The 21,194-nt window shown below is 66.8% G+C and carries 21 protein-coding genes; 14 read left to right on the top strand and 7 right to left on the bottom strand.

The window, feature by feature from the left end:
• The first annotated feature begins 97 nt into the window (after positions 1–97).
• The 3 genes from motA to BMW90_RS17800 are packed head-to-tail and all read left to right on the top strand — an operon-like array spanning position 98 to position 1,618.
• On the top strand, positions 98–964 hold the full coding sequence (gene motA / locus BMW90_RS17790; protein WP_048535291.1) for a flagellar motor stator protein MotA: 867 nt from the start codon (positions 98–100) through the stop codon (positions 962–964).
• Entirely contained in the window at positions 961–1,206 is a 246-nt protein-coding gene (locus BMW90_RS17795; RefSeq protein ID WP_048535293.1) for a hypothetical protein, read from the top strand. The genes motA and BMW90_RS17795 overlap by 4 nt, the downstream gene beginning before the upstream one ends.
• A complete protein-coding gene (locus BMW90_RS17800; RefSeq protein ID WP_074837726.1) occupies positions 1,196–1,618 on the top strand; it encodes a hypothetical protein in 423 nt (140 codons plus the stop codon). The genes BMW90_RS17795 and BMW90_RS17800 overlap by 11 nt, the downstream gene beginning before the upstream one ends.
• Here BMW90_RS17800 and BMW90_RS17805 read toward each other — a convergent pair whose 3' ends face one another.
• Positions 1,619–2,965 (bottom strand): FliI/YscN family ATPase, encoded by a 1,347-nt coding sequence (locus BMW90_RS17805; protein ID WP_074837727.1) that lies wholly within the window; start codon positions 2,963–2,965, stop codon positions 1,619–1,621.
• A gap of 82 nt (positions 2,966–3,047) precedes the next feature.
• Here BMW90_RS17805 and flgB point away from each other — a divergent pair, with 82 nt between their 5' ends.
• Genes flgB through BMW90_RS17845 form a run of 8 tightly spaced genes read left to right on the top strand, consistent with a single transcriptional unit; the run spans position 3,048 to position 9,276 of the window.
• On the top strand, positions 3,048–3,434 hold the full coding sequence (gene flgB, locus BMW90_RS17810) for a flagellar basal body rod protein FlgB (RefSeq protein ID WP_244526544.1): 387 nt from the start codon (positions 3,048–3,050) through the stop codon (positions 3,432–3,434).
• 10 nt (positions 3,435–3,444) lie between these two features.
• Positions 3,445–3,855: a flagellar basal body rod protein FlgC gene (gene flgC / locus BMW90_RS17815; RefSeq protein ID WP_048535298.1), complete on the top strand. Its 411-nt coding sequence runs from the start codon at positions 3,445–3,447 to the stop codon at positions 3,853–3,855.
• A gap of 12 nt (positions 3,856–3,867) precedes the next feature.
• Entirely contained in the window at positions 3,868–4,188 is a 321-nt protein-coding gene (locus BMW90_RS17820; RefSeq protein ID WP_074837728.1) for a flagellar hook-basal body complex protein FliE, read from the top strand.
• 13 nt (positions 4,189–4,201) lie between these two features.
• Complete coding sequence (locus BMW90_RS17825) at positions 4,202–4,471, top strand: flagellar biosynthetic protein FliQ (RefSeq protein ID WP_048535301.1); 270 nt, start codon at positions 4,202–4,204, stop codon at positions 4,469–4,471.
• Positions 4,471–5,271, top strand: a complete 801-nt coding sequence (locus BMW90_RS17830; RefSeq protein ID WP_074837729.1) for a lytic transglycosylase domain-containing protein — start codon at positions 4,471–4,473, stop codon at positions 5,269–5,271. Before BMW90_RS17825 ends, BMW90_RS17830 begins: the two co-directional genes overlap by 1 nt.
• The gene (gene flhA / locus BMW90_RS17835; protein WP_074837730.1) at positions 5,271–7,367 is read left to right on the top strand and encodes a flagellar biosynthesis protein FlhA; all 2,097 of its coding nucleotides are present in this window, start codon (positions 5,271–5,273) and stop codon (positions 7,365–7,367) included. The genes BMW90_RS17830 and flhA overlap by 1 nt, the downstream gene beginning before the upstream one ends.
• Before the next feature lie 2 nt (positions 7,368–7,369).
• The gene (locus tag BMW90_RS17840; protein ID WP_170850580.1) at positions 7,370–8,125 is read left to right on the top strand and encodes a flagellar biosynthetic protein FliR; all 756 of its coding nucleotides are present in this window, start codon (positions 7,370–7,372) and stop codon (positions 8,123–8,125) included.
• An 11-nt stretch (positions 8,126–8,136) separates the two neighbouring features.
• Complete coding sequence (locus BMW90_RS17845; protein ID WP_048535307.1) at positions 8,137–9,276, top strand: EscU/YscU/HrcU family type III secretion system export apparatus switch protein; 1,140 nt, start codon at positions 8,137–8,139, stop codon at positions 9,274–9,276.
• A 56-nt stretch (positions 9,277–9,332) separates the two neighbouring features.
• On the opposite strand, the gene BMW90_RS17850 is transcribed toward BMW90_RS17845, so the two are convergent.
• Positions 9,333–10,709, bottom strand: a complete 1,377-nt coding sequence (locus BMW90_RS17850) for an NAD-dependent succinate-semialdehyde dehydrogenase (protein WP_074837731.1) — start codon at positions 10,707–10,709, stop codon at positions 9,333–9,335.
• 162 nt (positions 10,710–10,871) lie between these two features.
• Here BMW90_RS17850 and BMW90_RS17855 point away from each other — a divergent pair, with 162 nt between their 5' ends.
• Positions 10,872–12,404 carry a sulfatase gene (locus tag BMW90_RS17855; RefSeq protein ID WP_074837732.1) on the top strand — a complete coding sequence of 511 codons (1,533 nt, stop codon included), beginning with the start codon at positions 10,872–10,874 and terminating at the stop codon, positions 12,402–12,404.
• 110 nt (positions 12,405–12,514) lie between these two features.
• On the opposite strand, the gene BMW90_RS17860 is transcribed toward BMW90_RS17855, so the two are convergent.
• Genes BMW90_RS17860 through BMW90_RS17880 form a run of 5 tightly spaced genes read right to left on the bottom strand, consistent with a single transcriptional unit; the run spans position 12,515 to position 19,011 of the window.
• A complete protein-coding gene (locus BMW90_RS17860; protein WP_074837733.1) occupies positions 12,515–13,492 on the bottom strand; it encodes a sugar-binding transcriptional regulator in 978 nt (325 codons plus the stop codon).
• Between the two features lie 2 nt (positions 13,493–13,494).
• Positions 13,495–14,160 (bottom strand): class II aldolase/adducin family protein, encoded by a 666-nt coding sequence (locus BMW90_RS17865; RefSeq protein ID WP_074837734.1) that lies wholly within the window; start codon positions 14,158–14,160, stop codon positions 13,495–13,497.
• The gene (locus tag BMW90_RS17870; RefSeq protein WP_074837735.1) at positions 14,160–15,221 is read right to left on the bottom strand and encodes a zinc-binding dehydrogenase; all 1,062 of its coding nucleotides are present in this window, start codon (positions 15,219–15,221) and stop codon (positions 14,160–14,162) included. Before BMW90_RS17870 ends, BMW90_RS17865 begins: the two co-directional genes overlap by 1 nt.
• A complete protein-coding gene (locus BMW90_RS17875; RefSeq protein WP_074837736.1) occupies positions 15,218–16,729 on the bottom strand; it encodes an FGGY-family carbohydrate kinase in 1,512 nt (503 codons plus the stop codon). The genes BMW90_RS17870 and BMW90_RS17875 overlap by 4 nt, the downstream gene beginning before the upstream one ends.
• An 11-nt stretch (positions 16,730–16,740) precedes the next feature.
• Entirely contained in the window at positions 16,741–19,011 is a 2,271-nt protein-coding gene (locus tag BMW90_RS17880; protein ID WP_074837737.1) for a molybdopterin-dependent oxidoreductase, read from the bottom strand.
• A gap of 93 nt (positions 19,012–19,104) precedes the next feature.
• Here BMW90_RS17880 and BMW90_RS17885 point away from each other — a divergent pair, with 93 nt between their 5' ends.
• Both BMW90_RS17885 and BMW90_RS17890 read left to right on the top strand, forming a co-directional pair.
• Positions 19,105–20,031, top strand: a complete 927-nt coding sequence (locus BMW90_RS17885; protein ID WP_074837738.1) for a transketolase — start codon at positions 19,105–19,107, stop codon at positions 20,029–20,031.
• 12 nt (positions 20,032–20,043) lie between these two features.
• On the top strand, positions 20,044–21,048 hold the full coding sequence (locus BMW90_RS17890; protein WP_048535322.1) for a transketolase family protein: 1,005 nt from the start codon (positions 20,044–20,046) through the stop codon (positions 21,046–21,048).
• Positions 21,049–21,194 lie beyond the last annotated feature (146 nt).

Consider the following 21,194-nt stretch of genomic DNA (forward strand, 5'->3'; position numbering starts at 1 on the left):
AACTATCCTTATTTATGCTTGAAAGAAAGTCAATTATACTTATAATTTACCGGAATACCCCCGCGCGCGCATTGATAGTGAAAGCAGAGACCCCTCCATGACCTTCATCCTCGGGCTTGCTCTTGTGTTCGGACTCGTCTTTGGCGGCTTCATGCTGTCGGGCGGCAAGATGGACATCGTGCTGTATGCCCTGCCCTTCGAAGGCATGATGATCGGCGGCGCGGCAATCGGCGCCTTCGTGATCGCCAACAGCGTCTCGGTGATCAAGAGCTCGGCCGGCGGTGTACTCAAGGTGATCAAAGGCCCGCGCTGGAAGGCCAAGGATTACAACGATCTGCTGCAACTGATGTTCGAGCTGACCCGGGCCTACAAGGCCAAGGGCATCCTGGCGCTCGACAGCCATATCGAAGACCCGCAGAGCAGCGACATCTTTGGCCGCTATCCCCGCATCATGGCCGATCATTTCGCCGTCGACCTGATCCGCGACAGCTTTCGCATGCTGTCGATGCAATTCGACGACCGCTATGCCACCGAAGACGTGATCAACCGCAAGATTCGCAAGCATCACCATGAATCGCTGGCTTCTGTCCATGCGGTGCAGCAGGTCGCCGACGGCCTTCCCGCCATCGGCATCGTCGCCGCCGTGCTCGGCGTGATCAAGACCATGTCCTCGATCGATCAGCCGCCCGAGATCCTCGGCAAGATGATCGGCGGGGCGCTGGTGGGCACCTTTCTCGGCGTTTTCCTGGCCTATTGCATGGTGCAGCCGGTCGCCGGCCGGCTGAAGCAGATCGAAGAGGAAGACGGCGCCTTCTACCTGGTGATCCGCGATATCTTTGTCGCCATGGTGTCGAACCATCCGCCCAATATCTGCATCGAGATCGGCCGAGGCAGCATCCCCTCGCGCATGCAGCCCGATTTCTACGAGGTCGAGGCGGCGCAGAAAGAGCTGCCGGCGGCATGAGGCGCGCGCTGGCCGTCGCGACGCTGACGCTGGCATCCGCGCCGGCCCTGGCTGCCGGCCCGGACGACGCCAAGACCGAAGCCGCCAAGCCCGAGTTCACCTCGGCCGCCGTGGCCGGTGTCTTCAAGGCGCTGCCGCCGGGATCATCGGGCTATCCGATTGATATCCTGCTGAAGATGCGCGAACGCCTGGGCGGCGATCCGGTCCCCGGCCCAGAGGAGCCCAAGGCCGATGGCCCCTGACCGGCTGCGCCCGCTGGCCATCATGGAGCGGGTGAAAGAGCTGGAAACCCGCGAACATGCCGCCGCCGTGGGGGTGCTTCGTGCCCGTTACGACCGGCTCGAGACCGAGCGCGAGGCGCTGCTGGCACGGCTGTCGAGTGAATCGCATATCGACGGCCTCGAAGGCGCGCCCTACCTCGGCCGGTTCATCGGATCGATCCGCGCCGAGCTCGAGCGCAACGCCCGCGAGGCCGCCAAGCTGGCGCCCGATCTGGCGCAGGCCGAGGAAAAGCTGCGCGCCGCGCTGTCCGAGCAGAAGACCTTCGAGATCCTGCGGCTTTCGCGCATGCAGCAGCAGCGCAAGGACCGCACCCGCCGCGCCGCCGCCGCGCAGGATCTCAACACCTTGCAGCGCTGGATCCGGCCGGGCTGATCAGCCGGCGGGCACCGCAATGCCCGCGGCATCGAGACAAGCGCGCAGGTTCGCAAAGGTCTCTTCCGGCGCCAGGGTCTCGCGCTTGCTCTGGCCCAGGAGCGCCTCGAGCGGGCCGGACAGGCGGATTGCTGCGTCGACCTCGGCATCGCTGCCCTTGCGATAGGCGCCGATGCGGATCAGCTCTTCCATGTCGGCATGGCGCGCCGCAGCCTGGCGGGCGGCCCGGTAGAGCGCGTATTCCTCCGCCGTGTGGCACTCCGGCAGCATCCGCGACAGCGAGCGCAGGATATCCACTGCCGGAAAGCGGCCGCGTTCGGCGATGCGGCGATCCAGGATGATATGGCCGTCAAGGATGCCGCGCACCGCATCGGCGACCGGGTCGTCCATGTCGTCGCCATCCATCAGTACGGTGTAAAGCGCGGTGATGTCCCCCGCCGCGCCGCTGCCTGGCCCGGTCCGCTCCATCAGCCGCGGCAGCTCGGCAAAGGTGGTCGGCGGATAGCCCTTGGAAGTCGGAGGCTCGCCCCCGGCAAGGCCGATCTCGCGCTGCGCCATGGCAAATCGGGTCACACTGTCCAAGAGCAGCAGCACCTGCTTGCCCTGGTCGCGGAAATGCTCGGCCACGGCGGTGGCGGTCCAGGCCGCCTGGCGCCGCATCAATGGCGGCTGGTCGCCGGTCGAAACCACCACGACCGAGCGCGCAAGCCCTTCTTCGCCCAGGTCGTCGCGGATGAAATCCTGCACCTCGCGGCCCCGCTCGCCAACCAGCCCGACCACGATCACCTCGGGCTGGGCATGCCGGGCCAGCATCGCCATCAGGGTGGATTTGCCGACACCCGACCCGGCAAAGACCCCCATCCGCTGACCGCGACAGAGCGGCGTGAAGGCATCCATCACCTTCAGCCTGGTCGCCAGCCGCGGCCCGACGCGGCGCCGGTCAAAGGCCGGCGGCGGCCCGGCGCGCACCGGGCGGGGCGCGTCGCCCTCGGGCAGATGGCCGCGCCCGTCAAGCGGCCGGCCCAGCGCATCGACCACCCGGCCGAGCCAGGCCGCATCGGGGCGGATCTCGGTCGCCGCCTGGGTGACCTTGACCGGATCGCCGCTGCGCACCCCGTCCCAATTGCCGAAAGGCAGAAGCCGGGTGCCCGCAGCATCCACCCCCACCACTTCCCCCAGCACCGGGCCGCCGCTGCCCTGCACCGTACAATGCGCGCCGATGCCCACCGCCCGCTCCAGCCCCGAGACCACCAGCGACAGCCCCAGCGCCGATGTCACCTGGCCGGCGACGCTGCTGCGTTCCATCCGCCGGGCAAGGCTAGACAGCTCTGAAAATGGCGTATGCATGGCTACTATCCATTGCTATTCAGTTTTTATTAATGCTATTCTTGGTAAAAGAGAAAGGGAATTGTTGATGAAGCTGTCCGGCATGTCCTTTTTTCAGCTCGCCTCGCAGCGGATGAGCTGGCTCGGCGCCCGGCAGGCGGTGATTTCGGAGAATATCGCCAATGCCGACACGCCGAATTACCGCGCCAAGGAAATCAGCAGCTTTGACCGCATGGTGCAGGCCCGCACCCCGACCCAGGGGCTTGCGGTGACCGATGCCCAGCACATCCAGACCACCGCCTCGGCCCCTGCCGGCGTGCGGGTCGAGGCCGATGACAGCGCCTGGGAAAGCGCGCTCGACGGCAACAACGTCGTGCTCGAACAGCAGACCATCAAATCGGCGGAGGTCGCGGGCAGCTACCGGCTTGCCGCCGAGCTCTACCGCAAGGGCCACGAACTTCTCACCGTCGCCGTGACCGGCATTCGCTAGGAGCCCCGCCATGGACATTCTGAAATCCATCCTGACCGTCGCGGCCAGCGGCATGCAGGCCCAGGGCGAGCGGCTCAAGGTCGTCTCGGAAAACGTCGCCAACGCCAATTCCACCGGCTCCGCCCCCGGCGAAGACCCCTACCGCCGCAAGATCGTCTCCTTCGAAGAGATGATCGATCGCGAGACCGGCACATCGGGCGTCGCCGTCGCCGAGGTCAGCCGCGACGAATCCAGCTTCGAGCTGCGCTATGATCCGTCGCATCCGGCCGCCGACACCGACGGTTTCGTCAAGGTGTCGAACGTCAATACCATAATCGAAATGGCCAACATGCGCGAGGCCTCGCGCAGCTATCAGGCCAACCTCAACATGTTCGAGACCGGCCGCAGCATGCGCTCGCAGCTTCTCGATCTGCTCAAGTAAGACGAGGCGCCCATGGCCGAACCCACCTCCTTGATGTCCGTCAACGCCGCCTCGGGCGCCTACCGGGCCTCGCGCGACATGACCACCGAAAGCGCCGGCGCCGCCACCGAGGCCGGCAGCAGCTTTGCCGAGATGGTGGCGCAATCGGGCCGCGAGACGGTGAACGCGATCCGCGACGCCGAGGCGACGGCAGTGACCGGGCTGCATGGCGGCGCCGACACCCAGGCGGTTGTCGAGGCGACGCTGGAGCTGGAATCGACGGTGCAGGTGGCGGTTTCGGTGCGCGACAAGCTGGTCGAAGCCTACAAGGAAATCCTGGCCATGCCCGTCTGATCGTGAAAGCGCCATGACCGAAGCCGATGTTCATACCGTCCTGTCCAACGCCTTTCTGACCGTGCTTTACGCCTCGGGTCCGATCATGGCGATTGCGCTGGTGGTCGGTCTGGTCATCGCCTTCTTTCAGGCGCTGACCCAGGTGCAGGAGATGACGCTGACCTTCGTGCCCAAGATCGTGGCGATCTTTGTCGGGCTGCTGGTCTTCACCCCCTTCATGTACGCCATGGTCAAACGCCTGTCCGACCGGGCCTTCGACCTGATCGTCAGCGGGGGGGTGTGATGCGGCGGGGCCTGCGCGCATTGATCCTGGCGGCGGTCTGGGCCGCAGCGGTGGCCACCCCGGCCGCCCGCGCCGACTGGAGCGCCTTCTACGCCCCCTCGCCCGCCCCGGCGGCAGAGCCCGCACCGCGCATGGCTGCCACCTCGGGGGTCTGCATCCGCGAGATCCTCAAGGCGCAGCTGCGCCACAACATTCCCGGCAACCTGCTGCTCGGCATCGGGCTGCAAGAGGCCGGCATGATGCATGCGGGCGAGCTCACCGTCTGGCCCTGGGTCGCCAATGCCGATGGCGACGGGCGGTTCTTCGACACGCCCGGCACCGCCGCAAGCTGGGTGCGCGCCCGCCAGGCCGCCGGCATTTCCTCGATCGACGTGGGCTGCATGCAGATCAACCTGCGCTGGCACCCCGAGGCCTTTGCCACGCTGGAACAGGGCCTCGACCCGGCGGTGAACGTCGATTACGCCGCCCGGCTACTGGTTGCGCTCCATCAGCAATCGGGCAACTGGACCGAGGCCGCCGGACGCTATCATTCCGCCACCGAGACCCACAAGATCGCCTATCTCACCCGGTTGCGGCAGAATGTGGCCATCGCCAATGAGCGGCTCGAGGTGTTCCGCGACCTGGCCGCCCGCGGCGGCGGCCGCAGCTTGGCCGCCACTGGCCGCGCGCCCTTGCCAGAGGGGCATTTCTGGACCTCGGACATGACCCGCCGCTCCGGCGCCGCGGCCGAGGGCGCCCGCAGCCTGTTCGGCCGCGAGACGCTGCAACCGGTGCTGCCCGCCTTCGAGAAGATGTTCTGATGGCGCTGACCGATCACCTCAGGCCCGGCGGCGGCAATGCGCTGATGGCGCGCGGGCTGGCCAATCGCGACATCGGCTTTGCCGCCGCCGTGGTGCTGATCCTGGCCATGCTCTTCGTGCCGCTGCCGCCGGTGCTGCTCGACCTCGGACTGGCAATCTCGCTGTCGCTCTCGGTGCTGATCCTGATGGTGGCGCTGTGGATTCCGCGGCCCCTGGATTTCAACTCCTTTCCCTCGCTGCTGCTGATGGTGACAATGCTGCGGCTGTCGCTCAACGTCGCCTCGACCCGGCTGATCCTGTCGCAGGGCCACACCGGCTCGGACGCCGCCGGCGGGGTGATCGAGGGCTTCTCGCGCTTCATCATCTCGGGCAATTTCGTCATCGGCGTGGTGGTCTTTGCCATCCTCGTGGTGATCAACTTCGTGGTCATCACCAAAGGCTCGACCCGGATCGCCGAGGTCTCGGCGCGGTTCTCTCTCGATTCGATGCCGGGCAAGCAGATGGCGATCGACGCCGATCTCGGCGCCGGGATGATCGACGAAGATCAGGCCCGCGCCCGGCGCAAGGTACTGGAGGACGAAAGCAGCTTCTACGGCGCCATGGACGGGGCCTCGAAATTCGTGCGTGGCGATGCGGTGGCGGGGATCATCATCACCCTGATCAACGTCGTCGGCGGCATCCTGATCGGCGTGGCACAGCACGATCTCACCCTGTCCGACGCCGCCGGCTTCTATACCGTGCTGACCATCGGCGACGGTCTGGTGACCCAGGTGCCGGCGCTGATCGTCTCGCTCGCCGCCGGTCTGATCGTCACCAAGGGCGGCACCGAGGGCGCGGCGAACGAGGCCGTGCTGGGCCAGCTTGTCCGCTTCCCCAAGGCGCTCTTCATGGCCGCCGCCCTGCTCTTTGGCATCGGGTTGCTGCCGGGGTTTCCGGTGCCGGTCTTTGCCGTGCTGGCGGCGCTGATGGCGGGCCTGGGCGTGGTGATCGCCCGCAAGGCCGAAGAGGCCCGAAAGAATGCCGCCGCCAGCGAGGCCGCGCTCAAACGCGCCGAGGCCGCCCTGCCCGAGGACAACATCAAGGATACCCTCAAGCTCGACAGCCTGCGGCTCGAGCTGGGCCAGGGCCTTGTGCCACTGATCTCGAGCAGCGACGCGGCGCTGGCCGGCAAGATCAAGAGCCTGCGCAACCTCTTTGCCCGCGAGTTCGGCTTTGTGCTGCCGTCGGTCAGGATCAAGGACGAGCCGATGCTGCCGGCGCAGAGCTATGCGCTGGTGGTGCAGGGCGTCGAGGTGGCGCGCGGCGAGGTGCGGCCCAACGGTCTGATGGTGGTCAATCCCGGCGATTGCGGCCTGCCCGGCGAACGCGGCCGTGATCCGTCGTTCGGGCTCGAGGCGCTCTGGATCGACCAGGCCACCGCCCCCAAGGCCGAGGCGATGGGCCTGACCGTGGTGGACCCCGAAAGCGTCATCATCACCCATCTGACCGAGGTGGTGAAGGAGCATCTGCCCGAGCTGATGACCTTTGGCGCAGCGCAGGAGCTGGTCGCCGGGCTGGACCGCGATTACCAGAAGCTGGCGGGCGAGGTGACGCCCAATGCGCCGCTGGTGCTGATCCAGCAGGTCTTGCAGGGGCTGCTGGCCGAGCGGGTCTCGGTCCGCAATCTGCCGCTGATCGTCGAGGCGATCGCCGATGCCCGGCGCGGCACGTCGAACGTGGTGCAGATCACCGAGGCGGTGCGCCGGCGGCTGGCCAACCAGATCTGCAAATCGCTGATCGACGGCAATGGCTTCATCTCGGTGATCACCATGTCGCCGACCTGGGAAAAGGAATTTCTCGAGGCGCTGCGGGTCAATGGCGACGAGCGCAATTTCGTCATGTCGCCGCAGCGGGTGCAGGAATTCGTCCTGCACGCCCGCCGCGAGATCCAGAAATACGCCGAGCAGGACCAATGGCCGGCCCTGTTGGTCTCGCCCGAGGTGCGCAGCTATGTCCGCTCGATGCTGGAACGGGTCAGCCCGATGACAGTGGTGCTGTCGCACAATGAAATCCACCGCAAGGCGTCGCTGCGCACGGTCGCGACCATCGGGCAATAGCGGTGGACCTCTCGGCCTTTCTCACCGGGCAGGTCATGGGGGTGGCGCTGGTCTTTGCCCGCATCGGCGGCGTCGTGATGTACATGCCCGCCCTGGGCGAGGCCTTCGTGCCGGTGCGCCACCGCATCGCCTTTGCGCTGCTGCTGTCGCTGGCGCTCTATCCGGCGCTGCCGGTCGGGCCGCAGAGCCTCGATGCGCCCGGCCTGCTGCTGGCGGCCCTGGGGATCGAGCTGACCCTCGGGCTCTGGATCGGCATGACCGCCCGCATCCTGTTGACCGGGCTCCAATTCGCCGGGGCCCAGATCGGCATGATCGTCGGCTTGTCCAACGCCTTTGCCCCCGAAATCGGGTCGTTTCAGGGCTCGACACTGATTTCGACCGGGCTGATGCTGGGCGCCGTGGCGCTGATCTTTGCCATGGATCTGCACCACCTGATCCTCGGCGCCATGGTGATGAGCTACGAGGTATTCCCGCCCGGCGCCCTGCTCACCGGCGATCTGGCGCAGCAGATCGTGCGGGCGGTGGCGCAGAGCTTTTACATCGGGCTGTCGGTCGCCGCGCCGTTCTTTGTCATGGGGCTGCTGATCAACCTCGGCATGGGGCTGGCGGCGCGGATGATGCCGACCCTGCCGGTATTCTTTGTCGCCGCGCCGCTGCTGATCGCCGCCGGTCTGCTGGTGCTCGGGGTTGCCGCACCGCTGATGCTGCGCGAGTTTGCCGAGCGCTTCGCCGCCTGGCTCGGCCTGCTGATGTTCTGAGGGGGGGCGCGATGGCCGAAGAGGACAAGGACAACAAGACCGAGGAACCGACAGAGCGCCGGCTGAAAAAGGCCCGCGACAAGGGGGATGTCGCCTCATCGAAGGAAGGCGGCACCCTGATGGCGATGCTGTCGCTCTTCGGCATTACAGTCTTTGTCCTGCCCAGCACCGCCGGGCCGCTCTCGGGCCTGTTGCGCGGCGTCTTCGAAACCGCCGGCCAGATCGATGTCGGCGTCGGTGTCACCGGGCTGCGCGATCTCGGCACCCTGACCCGCGAGCTGATCGGCGGCGTGGCGCTGCTGCTGGCGCCGCTGGTGCTCCTGATGGTGCTGGGCGCGCTGGCCGGCGCCGCGCTTCAGGGCGAGGTCGTGATGGCGGCGGAGCGGCTGCGGCCGAAATGGTCCAAGATCTCGCCGCTGGCCGGGCTCAAGCGGCTGGTCTCGGCGGCGAGCCTGGTGGAATTCGCCAAGAGCGTCGCCAAGGTGCTTCTGGTCGGTGCGATTGCCGGCGTGGTGACCTGGCAGGCGGTGCGCCAGATCTGGCTGGCGCAGGGGCTGCTGCCGGAGGCCCTGGCCGAATTCGCGCGCGCGGCGGCGGCGCGGATGCTGCTCTACACGCTGGCGCTGGTGGCGGTGATCGCCGCCGCCGACATCATGTGGAAACGCTTCGATCACCGGCGCAAGCAGCGGATGTCGATGAAAGAGGTGCGCGACGAGCACAAGGAAACCGAGGGCGATCCGCTGATCCGCGCCAAACGCATGGGGCTGCGCCGCGAACGCGCCCGCCAGCGGCTGGCCAGCGCGGTGCCGCGGGCCACGGTGATCCTGACCAACCCGACGCATTACGCCGTGGCGCTGAAATACGAAAGCGGCAAGGATCTGGCCCCGGTCTGCCTGGCCAAGGGCACCGACCTGATCGCCGCCCGCATCCGCAGCCTCGCTACCGAGGCCGAGATCCCGATCGTCGAGAACCGCCCGCTGGCCCGCGCGCTGCACGACGTCGCCGAGATCGACCGGGAAATCCCGGTCGAGCACTGGGAGGCGGTGGCGGCGATCATCGGCTATGTGATGGACCTCAAGTCCGACAAGCACCGCGCCCCGCCCGCCGGATCGCAGCTGCGGCAGGACGGCCCGGACCCGGCCGAAACCTAGCCCGCCGCCATCCTCGGCACCCGCGCGGCACGGCGCGATGCACCGGCCGGACGCCGCTATTGCGTCACGTACAGCGACTTGGCGTTGACGAATTCCTTCATGCCAAAGCCGCCATGCTCGCGCCCGTAACCCGAGTTCTTGACCCCGCCGAACGGCATGTTGGGGATCGCCAGGTTATAGCCGTTGATACAGACCATGCCGGTGTCGAAATGGGTCGCGGCCAGCGCCCGGGCGCGGGCTTCGTCCTTGGAAAAGATGCCGCCGCCGAGCCCGTACCGACTGTCATTGGCGATGCGTATCGCGTCATCGTCGTCGCGCGCCCTGATCACCGAAGCGACCGGGCCGAACAGCTCGTCGTCATACGCCGGCTGGCCGGGCTTCACGTCCACCAGCACCGTTGCCGGATAATAGGCGCCCTTGCGCTTGGGCACCTTGCCGCCACACAGCGCGCGGGCGCCGTTTTCCACGCTCTTCTCGACCTGCTCGGCCAGCGTGTCACGCAGATCGTCGCGCGCCATCGGGCCAAGGCCGGTGTCCGCGTCGCGCGGGTCACCCATCTCGACCGCCTTCATCCTGGCGGTAAAGCGCTCGACGAAGGCGTCGTAATGCCGTTCGGTCACGATGAACCGCTTGGCGTTCACGCAGGTCTCGCCGTTGTTGTAGATCCGGCCCGTTACACAGGCCTCGACCGCAACATCGAGATCGGCATCCTCGAGCACCAGATAGGCGTCGTTCGAGCCAAGCTCGAGCACGGTTTTCTTGAGGTGTTTGCCCGCCTGCTGCGCCACCACCTTGCCGGCGCCATCGCTGCCGGTCAGGGTGACACCCCGCACCAGATCATTGGCGATGATGTCGTCGGATTGGTCGTGATCGATCAGCAGCACGGTAAACAGGTTCTTGGGCAGCCCGGCCTTCTCCATCAGATCGCGCAGGAACAGCCCGCTACCGGTGCAATTGGCCGCATGTTTCAGCAACACGCCATTGCCCGCCATCAGGTTGGCGATGGTATAGCGGATCGCCTGATAGGCCGGAAAGTTCCACGGCTGAATGCCATAGATCACCCCGGTCGGCGCGTAGGTGATGACGCCGGTGCCGCCGGGGATCTCGCGTTCTTCGTCGGCCAGCTCCTTTGGCCCGTGTTCGGCGGTGAAATCGCAGATCGCGGCGCAAAGCTCGATCTCGTCGCGGCTGTCGCCGATCAGCTTGCCGACCTCGCGGGTCATCAGCTGGGCAAAGTCCTCGGACGTGTCGCGCAACGCCTGACCGATGGCCTTGATCGTCTCGGCCCGCTTGTCCAGCGGCACCAGCCGCCACTCCTCGAAGGCGGCGTGACAGGCCTCCACCGCCTCGCGCGCCGCCGTGTCCGACATGCGGTCATAGGTTTCCAGGGTCTCTTCGGTCGCCGGATTGATCGTGGTAATCGGGCTGCTCATGGATGCCTCCTGTCTTGCATGTGCCCTGCCCCAACACCCCGCGGCCCGGAATGTTTCAACCGGATCCGGCCACGCATTACATTTGACATATTATTTGACACTTGTAAGGTTGAGATGGCCCGCCTATAGTGCCCCTGAAACAAGCTTCGAAGGGGTGCTGCCATGAATATCATTCTTGTGCTGGTCGACAGTCTGACGCGCAACTGCCTGCGGGCCTATGACCCGGCCAGCCCCTGCCAGACCCCAAATATCGACCGTTTCGCCAAGCGCGCTGCGATCTTTGACAACCATTTCGTCGGCTCGCTGCCCTGCATGCCGGCGCGCCGCGAGATCATCGCCGGGCGCAAGGAATTCCTCTGGCGGCCCTGGGGCTCGCTCGAGGTGTTTGACCCGCGCCTGCCGGCCGAGGTGCGCAAGGGCGGCCATCGCACCCATGTGGTGACCGACCATTATCATTACTGGGAAGAAGAGGCGAACGGCTACATCCAGAGCTATGACACCACCGAGATGATCCGCGGCTACGAGGTCGATCGCTGGCAGGCGCAGGACCCGGCCGAAGAGAAACCCGCCTGGGTCAAGAACGTCGAGAAATTCCGCGCGCCCGAGCACATCGGCCAGTATTACGCCAATACCCGCGACTTTGGCGGCGAAGAGGATTATTTCTCGGCCAAGACCTTCGGCGGCGCCTGCGACTGGCTCGACCGCAACGCCGGCAAGGGCGATTTCTTCCTGCATGTCGAGACCTTCGACGTGCACGAGCCGTTTCACATCCCCGAACCCTACGAGAGCATGTATGCCGAGGGCGCGACCAAGAACGAGTTCAATGTCTGGCCACCCTACCAGGTCTACAAGGATCTCGAGAACTTCATGGACCAGACCACACCCGACGAGCTTAAATTCCTGCGCTCGCAGTTCATGGGCAAGGTCACGATGATGGACAAGTGGTTCGGCACGCTGCTCGACAAGCTCGACGACCAGGGGCTGTGGGATGACACGATGGTGATCCTGACCACCGACCATGGCCACGACATGGGCGAGCGTCGCGCCTTCGGAAAACAGCACCCGCATTTCGACAGCCATGCCAACATTCCGCTGATGGTCTGGCACCCGGCCAACCCCGGCAATGGCAAGCGCCTCACCGGGCTGACCCAGACCGTGGACATCTTTGCCACCATCGTCGAGGCGGCCGGCGTCGAGGTGACCGAGGCCAACCGGCACAGCCGTTCGCTCCTGCCGATGATCGTCGAGGATGCGCCTTCGCCACGCGAGGCGGTGCTTTACGGCACCTTCGGCCAGGGCATCTGCGCCACCGACGGCACCTGGACGGTGATGAAGGCGCCGGACCCGTCGCAGCCGCTCTACCTCTATTCCACCGCGATCTTCCGGCCGCTGATCGTCGACAACCCGGTCGACGGCCGGCTGGCCAAGGCACCGAACAAGCCGGTGGATACCGGCTATTTCGACCCCTCGGTCGACCTGCCGATGTGGAAGACGCCGATCTCGATCGATCCGCGCACCCAGGAGGATTTCCTGTTCAACCGCGCCGAGGATCCCGGGCAGGCCCGGAACCTCTGGGACAGCGCGCCGGAGCAGCGCGACCGTATGCTCGACCTGGTGCGGGCGCTGATGCAGGACGAAGGCTGTCCGCCGGAGCAATACGCCCGGCTGGGGCTGAAAGAGGCGGTGCCGGCATGATCGAGGCCAGCCCAGGCTGATCCGGGCGTCGACGGCGGGCAACGCCCGCCGCGCAGTGCCGCGTCGCGTCGCGAAGCAGGGTGGGTTCGCAACCCACCGCGCCGCAAGCCTCACCCTTCGAGCAACGCCAGAGCCAGGGGCTTGTCCACCACCAGATGCGTCGCCAGCCCGCCGCGAATGCAGGCCAGCGTCGCCTCGGCCCGGTCCACCCCGCAGACCACCAGCAGCTTCTTGCGCGCCGCCCGCAGGTCGGCGACCTCGGCCGCGATCAGCCGGTCATGCGGCGGCAGGTCGATCTGCGCGCCCTCGGCCGAGAGATAGCGGCAGCACAGAATACCTGCCGCCCCGGCCGCCACCGCCTCGGCCAGCTCCGCCTCGGAGGTCATGCCGGCTGCCACCAGATGGGTTTCGGCCTGCACGTTGCCGACCGAATAGATCGCCATGTCGAGCGATTTCAGCCGTTCGAGCTGCATGTGGATCGTCGGCTCCGAACAGATCTGCCGCGCCAGCTCGACCGAAGAGATCAGCCCCGGCGCATGCAGGGTGAAACATTGCGCGCCCAGCTTGCCGGCAATCTGGATGGTGCAGTTCTCCGAGGCCGGCACCCGGTCCGAGATCATCGAGCCGATCAGCTGGCAGACCTCGACATCGGCCACCGCATTTCGCGGCATGGCATCGGCCACCGCCATGATCGTCTCGCCCCAGGCCACGCCGCAGCGGTCGCCCGGCTCGACCACGTCGAGCACCGCCATCGCCGCCACCCGCGCCAGTTGCCGCAGGCTCTCGTCGCGGCTGAGCGCCACGCTCTCCGCCGCCGGCTGCGCCACATAGACATCCGCCAGCCCGTATTTCTCGCGCAGCTCGCGCGCCAGGCTCGATCCGGTGAGGAACTGGCCGTCGACGCGGATCTCCACCACCCCCAGATCGCGGCTCTCGCGCAGCATGTTGACGATGGTCGCACGCGAAACCTTCATGCGCTTGGCGATCTCGCCCTGGGTCAGCCCCTCGCCATAATAAAGCAGCGCCACATTCGACAGCAGCGCTTCCTTTTCGGCAGAATTCCGTTGCGGCGGCGTGGGTTTGTGCATCTTCAAGCGTTTACCTTCTTTGCCCCGGCTTGGCCATAGTTCTGGCGGAACCAGGCGTAGCAGCGGTCGATCTCGTCCTGCGGCAATTCTTCGACCGGACCGCGCAGCATGGCAAGATGCGTCGTCATCGCCGCCTCCTCCAGATACATCGCCACCGAGGTCGCCTCGGTGGCCGATCTGCCCATGGTAAAGACCCCATGCGCCTTGACCAGCGCCGCCATGCCGCCCTCGGCCGCTTCCAGGATCGCCGCGCCGGTGTCGACCTCGCCCGGGGTGGCATAACGCGAACAGGGCACATCGCGGCCCAGCATATGAGTGATCGGGGTCAGCACCGCCGGAATCCGCTCGCCACGCGCCGCAAAGCTCGAAGCATAAGGCGAATGGGTGTGGCACATGCCCATCACATCGGCGCGGTGGCGATAGATATAGAGGTGAATGCCGGTGTCGACCGAGGGTTTCATCGCCCCCTCGATGACAGTGCCATCGAGATCGACCACCACCATGGTGTCCGGCGTCAGCTTGGCAAACTTCACGCCAGAGGGTTTGATCACCACCAGCCCGGTTTCGGGGTCGCGCCCCGAGACATTGCCGCCCGATCCCACCACCAGCCCGTTGCGCGGCAGCTCGTGGTTCTGTTCGCAGACCTCTTCCTTCAGCGCCTCCAGCATCACGCGGCCTCCTGCTTGGCGGTCGGGATCCCATGCGGATAGACCACGATCTTCAGGCTCTTTTCCGCCTCGACCAGCATGCGAAACGCCTCTGGCGTATCCGCCATGTCGAACCGGTGCGAGATCGCCTCTTCCGCCTTGATTCGCCCGGCTTCGAGCAGGCGGATATAGCTGTAGGTGTCGGTATGATCCGAGGAATAGCGCGAGGTCACGGTGATCTGATCGAAATAGGCGGCATTGCCGTCGCGCGCCCAGGTCTCGCCCGGCGGCATCGGCGCGCCGAGGTGCAGGCAGCCGCCAACCTCGGTCAAGGCCAGCGCCTGCTCCCAGGCCGGGGCAAAGGGCGCGATCACGATCACCGTATCGGCCAGCCGGCCATTGTTGAGCGCGCGCATCGCCTCGACCGCATCCTCGGTCTTGGGGTTGATCGTATGGGTCGCGCCGAACTCCCGCGCCTTGGCCAGCCGCCAGTCGGAGAAGTCGAGCGCCACCACTTTGCCGGCACCGAAGAGCGGCGCCATGTGCACGAACCCCTGCCCCATAAAACCCGCGCCGACGACGGCCACGGTGTCACCCGGCTGGATGTTGCAGACCTTCAGCCCCGAGAGCACGCAGGACCAGGGCTCGATCGTCACCGCCGCCTCGGTCGAGATGCTGTCGGGCAGCTTGTGGGTGTCCATCGCCAGATGCTGCGCGGTGACGCGGTAATAGTCGCAGACCCCGCCGGGATCGAGCTTCATCGACTTGTAGAATGGATCGCGGGTGAAATGGCCGCGACGCGACAGGTGGGAATCGACCCGCCCGACGTGGTGATTGACGAAAACCCGGTCGCCGATCTTGTAGTCGGTGACACCCGCGCCCACCTCGACCACCTCGCCCACCGGCTCATGCCCCAGCACCTTGGGCTCGGTCTTGTACCAAGCCATGGTCTCGCCGCCGCAGAGCCCGCAGGCCAGCGTCTTGAGCAAGAGCTCGCCGGGGCCGATCTCGGGAACCGGGCGTTCCTCGATGCGGATGTCATCGATGGCATATTGCACGGCGGTGGTCATCATGTTGGTCATGTCTGGGTCTCCCGCAAGGTATTGAGGTCTGCCTGCAAGGCGCGGTGATGGCGCGAAATCAGGGCGTATCTGGCGTAAACCGGCCCATAGGCCGCGTGATTGTTCGGTGTGTAGCTCTGCAAAGCCTCGTCGCGACGGGAAAGCTCGACCGCCGCGCCGCGCCCGGCCGCCGCAGCGCCGAGACAGGCCGCCCCCCAGAGCCCGTGATCCGAAGCCGCGCTGACCAGCACCGGCTGGCCCACGACATCGGCGATGATCTGGCACCAGACCGGGTTTTTCGAGCCGCCCCCGGTGAGCTGAACCGGCGCGGTGGGCAGGCCGGTTTCCTCTTCGAAGCAATGCCGCAGGCTCAGCGCCGCGCCCTCCATCACCGCCCGGCCCATGTCGCCGGTCGAGGTGGTCGACGACAGCCCGTGAAAGGCGCCGCGCAGGTTGGGCGCCACGAATGGCGCGCGTTCGCCATTGAGATAGGGCAGAAAGGTCACCCCGTTGGCCCCCGGCGGCACCGTCTCGACCAGCGCATTCATGCGCGCCGCCACCTCGCCGGCCGAGGCGCCGCCAAGGCTCTTGGGATGCAGCGCCGCGAACCAGTCGAAGGCGGCGGCGCCGGTGGTCGGTGCAAGAACCCGGATCGTCACCGGCGCGGTGGGGTGCAGACAGCTCGCGCCGACCGGCGCATCGCTCGGGGTGATCCGGTCGGTGAGGATATTGACCACGGCGGTGGTGCCCATGATCATCATCGTCTCACCCGATTGCGCCAGCCCCATGCCGACGATCATCGCCGACAGGTCCAGCGTGCCGACCGAAACGGTCAGCCCTTCGGGCAGCCCCGTGGCGCCTGCCGCCGCATCCGTCACCTGCCCCAGCACGCTGTCGGCGGTGCGCGGCGCGATCAGCTTGTCGGCCAGCTCGTCACAGTCGAGCGCGGCGATCTGGCCCGCGTCATAATCGCGGCTGGCAATGTCGAGAAAGGGGATCGTCGCATCCGAGAAATCGGTGCCGAGCGCGCCGGTCAGCTTCAGCCCGATCCAGTCGACGCAGGTCATCACATGCGCGGTCTTCGCCGCCATCTCGGGCCGGTTCTCCCGCACCCAGCGCCAGAGCATGCCGGACGTGCCCGACCAGAGCGAGGTGTTGCAGCCCCGCCCGATCACCCCGGTCGCGCCCGACGCCTCGAGCGCCGCCAGATCATCCGCCGTCCGCGTGTCGTTCCAGAGCATCGCCGGGCCGGCGGGCGCGCCGTCCTCGGTCACGCACCAGAGCCCGTCGCCCTGCGCCGCGATCCCCAGCGCCTCGAATTCCGCGCCGTCACAGCGGCCGACCAGATCGGCCAAGACCGCCACCACCGTCGCCCAGACCTGGCCCATGTCCTGTTCGCTGCCGCCGCCGGCCACCTGGGTGACCTGGCTCGGCGCCTCGGCCAGTGCCACCTGCCGGCCCTCGGGCGTATAGGCGGCGGCCTTGACGGCGGTGGTGCCGACATCCAGCCCCAACCAGAGTTTTGTCATGCTCCCCTCCTTCATTCCGCTCGGCCCGCGATCCGCGGCGGCCGGTCGACGCTCAGCGCCGGCAGCGGCCCGGTCCATTTCTCCACCCGGACCAGAGCGGTATGGGCGATGTTGCCCTGGCTCAGCTCCGAGCAGCCCTTGTCCAGCGTCAGCACATTGGGATTGCCATGCACCTCGAGCCTGTCGCCGCCCACCTCCTGCGGATCGAACCAGGCGCCGGTGGCCAGCGCCACGCAGTCACGCCGGAGCAACGGATCGAGCCGCAGCCCGGCCAGACAGGCCCCGCGCGCATTCCACAGCCGCAGGATATCGCCCGCGGCCAGCCCGTGACGCGCCGCCGTCTCGGGATGCAGCGCGGCCGGTTCGCGCCCCCCGATCTTGTCGCCCTGCGCCTCGCTGCCACGGTCATTCTGCGAATGCAGCCGGGTGTCCGGCTGGCCCGAGATCAGGTGCAATTCGCCCGCCTCGGCCGTCAACAGGCTCTCGGCCGGCATCAGCCAGCTTGGATGACCGGGGCAATCCTCCAGACCGAAGCCCGCAATCGTTTGGTTGTGCAGCGTGATCCGCCCGCTCTCGGTATTCAACGGATGCGCTTCGGGATCGGCGACAAAGCCTTCAAACGCCACGGTTTCGTCAAAGGCATCGGGCACGTCGAAACGGCCCTCGTCGCGGAAGGTCTCGAACGCCGGCAGGGCAAAACCCGCCTCCTGCGCCACACCCTGCGCCCGCGCCCAGAGATGGCGCAGCCAGCCTTCCGCATCGCGGCCCTCGGTAAACGCCTCTTCGACACCGAAATGCCGGGCAATGCCGCGAAAGATCTCGTGATCGTCGCGCGCCTGGCCCATCGGTTCCTGCATCTTCGACATATAGAGCAGTGACGGGTCGCGCCGGTTGATCATCAGGTCGTCACGCTCGAACGGCGTGGTTGCCGGCAGCACGATATCGGCGCGCCGCGCCGTGGCGGTCCAGCTGTGGTCCTGCACGATCACCGTCTCGGGGCGGATCCAGGCCTGCTCCAGCCGGATGAGATCCTGGTGGTGGTGAAACGGGTTGCCGCCGCACCAATAGACCAGCCGGATATCGGGGTAGCTCCGTTCTTCGCCGTTGAACCGATAGGCCCCGCCGGGATTGAGCAGCATGTCGGCGATGCGCGCCACCGGAATGGCCTCGGTCACCGGGTTCTGGCCCTGGCTCACCGAGGGCCAGCCGATCCAGCGCATCGGCCGGCCGACCGGCGTGGTCGAGCCGTAGCCGAAGCCAAAGCCGGTGCCGGGCTGGCCGATCTGGCCGAGGATGCAGGCCAGCCCCAGCGCCGCCCAGATCACCTGTTCGCCATGATCGGCCCGCTGCAACCCCCAGTTCACCGCGATCATGCTCCGGCTGTCGCTCAGCGCGCGGGCCAGCGCGCGGATGTCCTCGGCCGGCAGGTCACAGAGCGGTGCCGCCCAATCGGCGCTTTTCGCCTGACCGTCGGTCTCGCCCAGCAGATAGGCGCGCCACGCCGGCCAGCCGCTGGTGCGCGTGGTCAGGAAGTCCTCATCCGCCCGCCCGGCCGCCACCACCTCATGCGACAGCGCCAGCAAAAGCGCCGCATCGGTGCCCGGCCGGATCGACAGCCACTCGGCGCCCGGCAGGTCGCTGCCACGCGGCGAGACATTGACGACCCGCCCGCCCCGCGCCTGCATCTGCGCCAGCGGCCCACCAATGTCGTGCCGGGTGACCCCGGAAGAGGCGACCTGCGCCGTGCGCTCGGAGATGCCGCCAAAGGCCAGCAGCAGATCGCAATGCTTGCCGACAAGGCTGAGACTGGTCATCGCATCGAACATGCCGCGATTGCTGAGGCCGAGGATATGCGGAAACAGCACCTCGGCGGCGGCATGGGAATAGGTCTCATGTGAGGCGGTGAAGCCGCCGACGAGATTGAGGAACCGCCGCATCTGGCTCTGCGCGTGGTGAAACCTTCCGGCGCTGGCCCAGCCGTAAGAGCCGCCAAAGATCGCCTGGTTGCCATGCGCCTTGCGCACGCAGCGGATCTCGCGGGCGACCAGCGCATTAGCCTCGTCCCAGGTCATCTCGCGATAGCCGTCGCGGCCGCGCCCCTTGCCGTCATCACCGTCAAGCCAGCCATCGCGCACCATCGGCGCAAGGATGCGGCTGTTCCGGTCCCGCGCGGCCGAAAGCCAGCCACGCCCGATCCGCGAAGGGCGCGGGTCGTCGTCCAGCGGGCGCAGCGCGTCACCCTCGATCCGGTAGGCGCCCCAATGTGCTGCGGTGTATTTCATCATCCGTCCTTTCCGCCGCACGACCGCGCGGCGCTTGACTTTTACATATGATCGATTTACTGACTTTTGTAAAGCAGCAAATCAGAGGAAGCCATGCAAAACGAAAGAACCACAGAAGACGTCGCGCTGGGACTCCGGCGTCGGGTCTTCGAGCACACGATCCGCAACAACGGCGGCTATCTGAGCCAGGCCTGTTCCGCCGCCGAGCAACTTGCATGGCTGTACAATGAGGAATTGAAGCTGGGCGACCCGACGCTGCCGATGATTCCCAAGCCCTTCGAAGGCGTCCCCGCGCCCTCGAACCCTGGATATCACACCGGCGCCGGCTACAACGGCCCGGCCGCGCCCGAATATGACCGGCTGTTCATCGCGCCCGCCCATTACGCGCTGGTGGCCTATGCCACGCTGATCGAGGTCGGCCGGATGGCGCCCGAGGGGCTCGAGATGTTCAACAAGGACGGCTCGTCGGTCGAGATGATCGGCGCCGAACATTCGCCGGGCATGGAGGTGCACAACGGCACCCTCGGCATCGGCCTCTCGACCGGCGCGGGCCTCGCCTATGGCCGCAAGCTGCGCGGCGAGCCGGGGCGGACCTGGGTCTTCATGTCCGACGGCGAGGTTCAGGAGGGCCAGACCTGGGAGGCGGTCGCGGCGGCGCAGTTCCACGGCATCGACAATCTCTGCGCCATCATGGACGTCAACGACCAGCAATGTGACGGCGCCATGGACAGCGTGATGGCGGTCGGCGACATACGCCGCAAGTTCATCGAATTCGGCGCCACCTGCGTCGAGATCGACGGCCATGACATTCAGGCCATGCGCGACGCCGCGAAGGAACCGCACGACGGCAAGCCGCTGATCATCCTGGCGCGGACCTCGCCCTATCAGACCATGCCGATCCTCGAGGAACGCTTTCCGCGGCTGCATTACGTGCGGTTCAAATCGCCCGACGAACGCGCCCGCTTCAACACCTCGATCGCCGCCGACCTGGGCGTCGATCCTGTCGAATACGCCCATTGAGGAGCTCTGCACATGGTTGAAATGGTATCCCGCCCCTACGCCGCGGCCTTCGAGAAATTTGCCGCCGGCAAGCCCGAGATCCTCTGTCTCTCGGCCGATCTGACCTCCTCCTGCGAGATCGACGGTTTCCGCGACCGCCACCCCGATCAGTTCCTGTCGATGGGCATGGCCGAGCAGAACATGCTCAGCTTTGCCGGCGGTCTCGGCCTGGCCGGCTTCCGGCCGTTCATCCACACCTTCGGCGTCTTCATGTACCGCCGGCCTTATGACCAGCTGATGGCCTCGATCGCCTATCCCCGGCGCAAGGTCCGGCTGATGGGCTTTCTGCCCGGGGTCACCACGCCGGGCGGCATGACCCACCAGTCGATTGAGGATATCTCGGTGATGCGCTCGATCCCCAACATGACGATCCTCGAGACCGGCGACGCCACCGAGGTGGAAAGCATCTGCGAGGCCGCCGACAGCATCGACGGCCCGGTCTGGTGCCGGGTGCTGCGCGGCTCGGTGCCGCGGCTGTTCGACACGCCGATCAAGGTCGGCGAAATGCGCGTGCTGTCGGAAGGCACCGACATCCTCGTCGTCTCCTCCGGCATCAGCACCGAAGAGGCGATGCGCGCCCGCTCGGCCCTGGCCAAGGCAGGCCTGTCGATCCGCCACATCCACCTGCACACGATCAAGCCTTTCGATCACAAGCAGCTTCTGGACCATATCGGGTCGGTCAAACATGGCGTGGTGACGCTGGAAAACCACGTCACCGAAGGCGGCGTGGGCTCGCTGGTGGCCGAGACCATGGCCGACGCCGGCATCGGCAAGCGGCTGGTCCGGCTGGGGCTGAAGGACACCTATGCCCACGGCGGCTCGCGCGCCTATCTGATGCGCTATTACGGCCTGGACGCGCTGGCGCTGGTCGGCGGCATCGAGGATCTGATGGGCGCGAGGTTCGGCATCACCGAAGACGACCTCGCCACCGCCCGGGTCGACGACGTGCATTCGCTGGTCAAGGCCGAAGCGCTCTGATCGCCAGCCTATCCCCGACCAACGCCCCCGTCCCGGCCCCCGCGCCGGGACCCCTTCCCCCGCACCGCAAGCCGCAAAGTGGCCCCGGATCAAGTCCGGGGCGCGAACGGCGCAGAACACCGCCGCCGACACGCAACCATTCCCCC

The organism is Marinovum algicola (assembly GCF_900109145.1).
Classification (GTDB): Bacteria; Pseudomonadota; Alphaproteobacteria; order Rhodobacterales; family Rhodobacteraceae; genus Marinovum; species Marinovum algicola.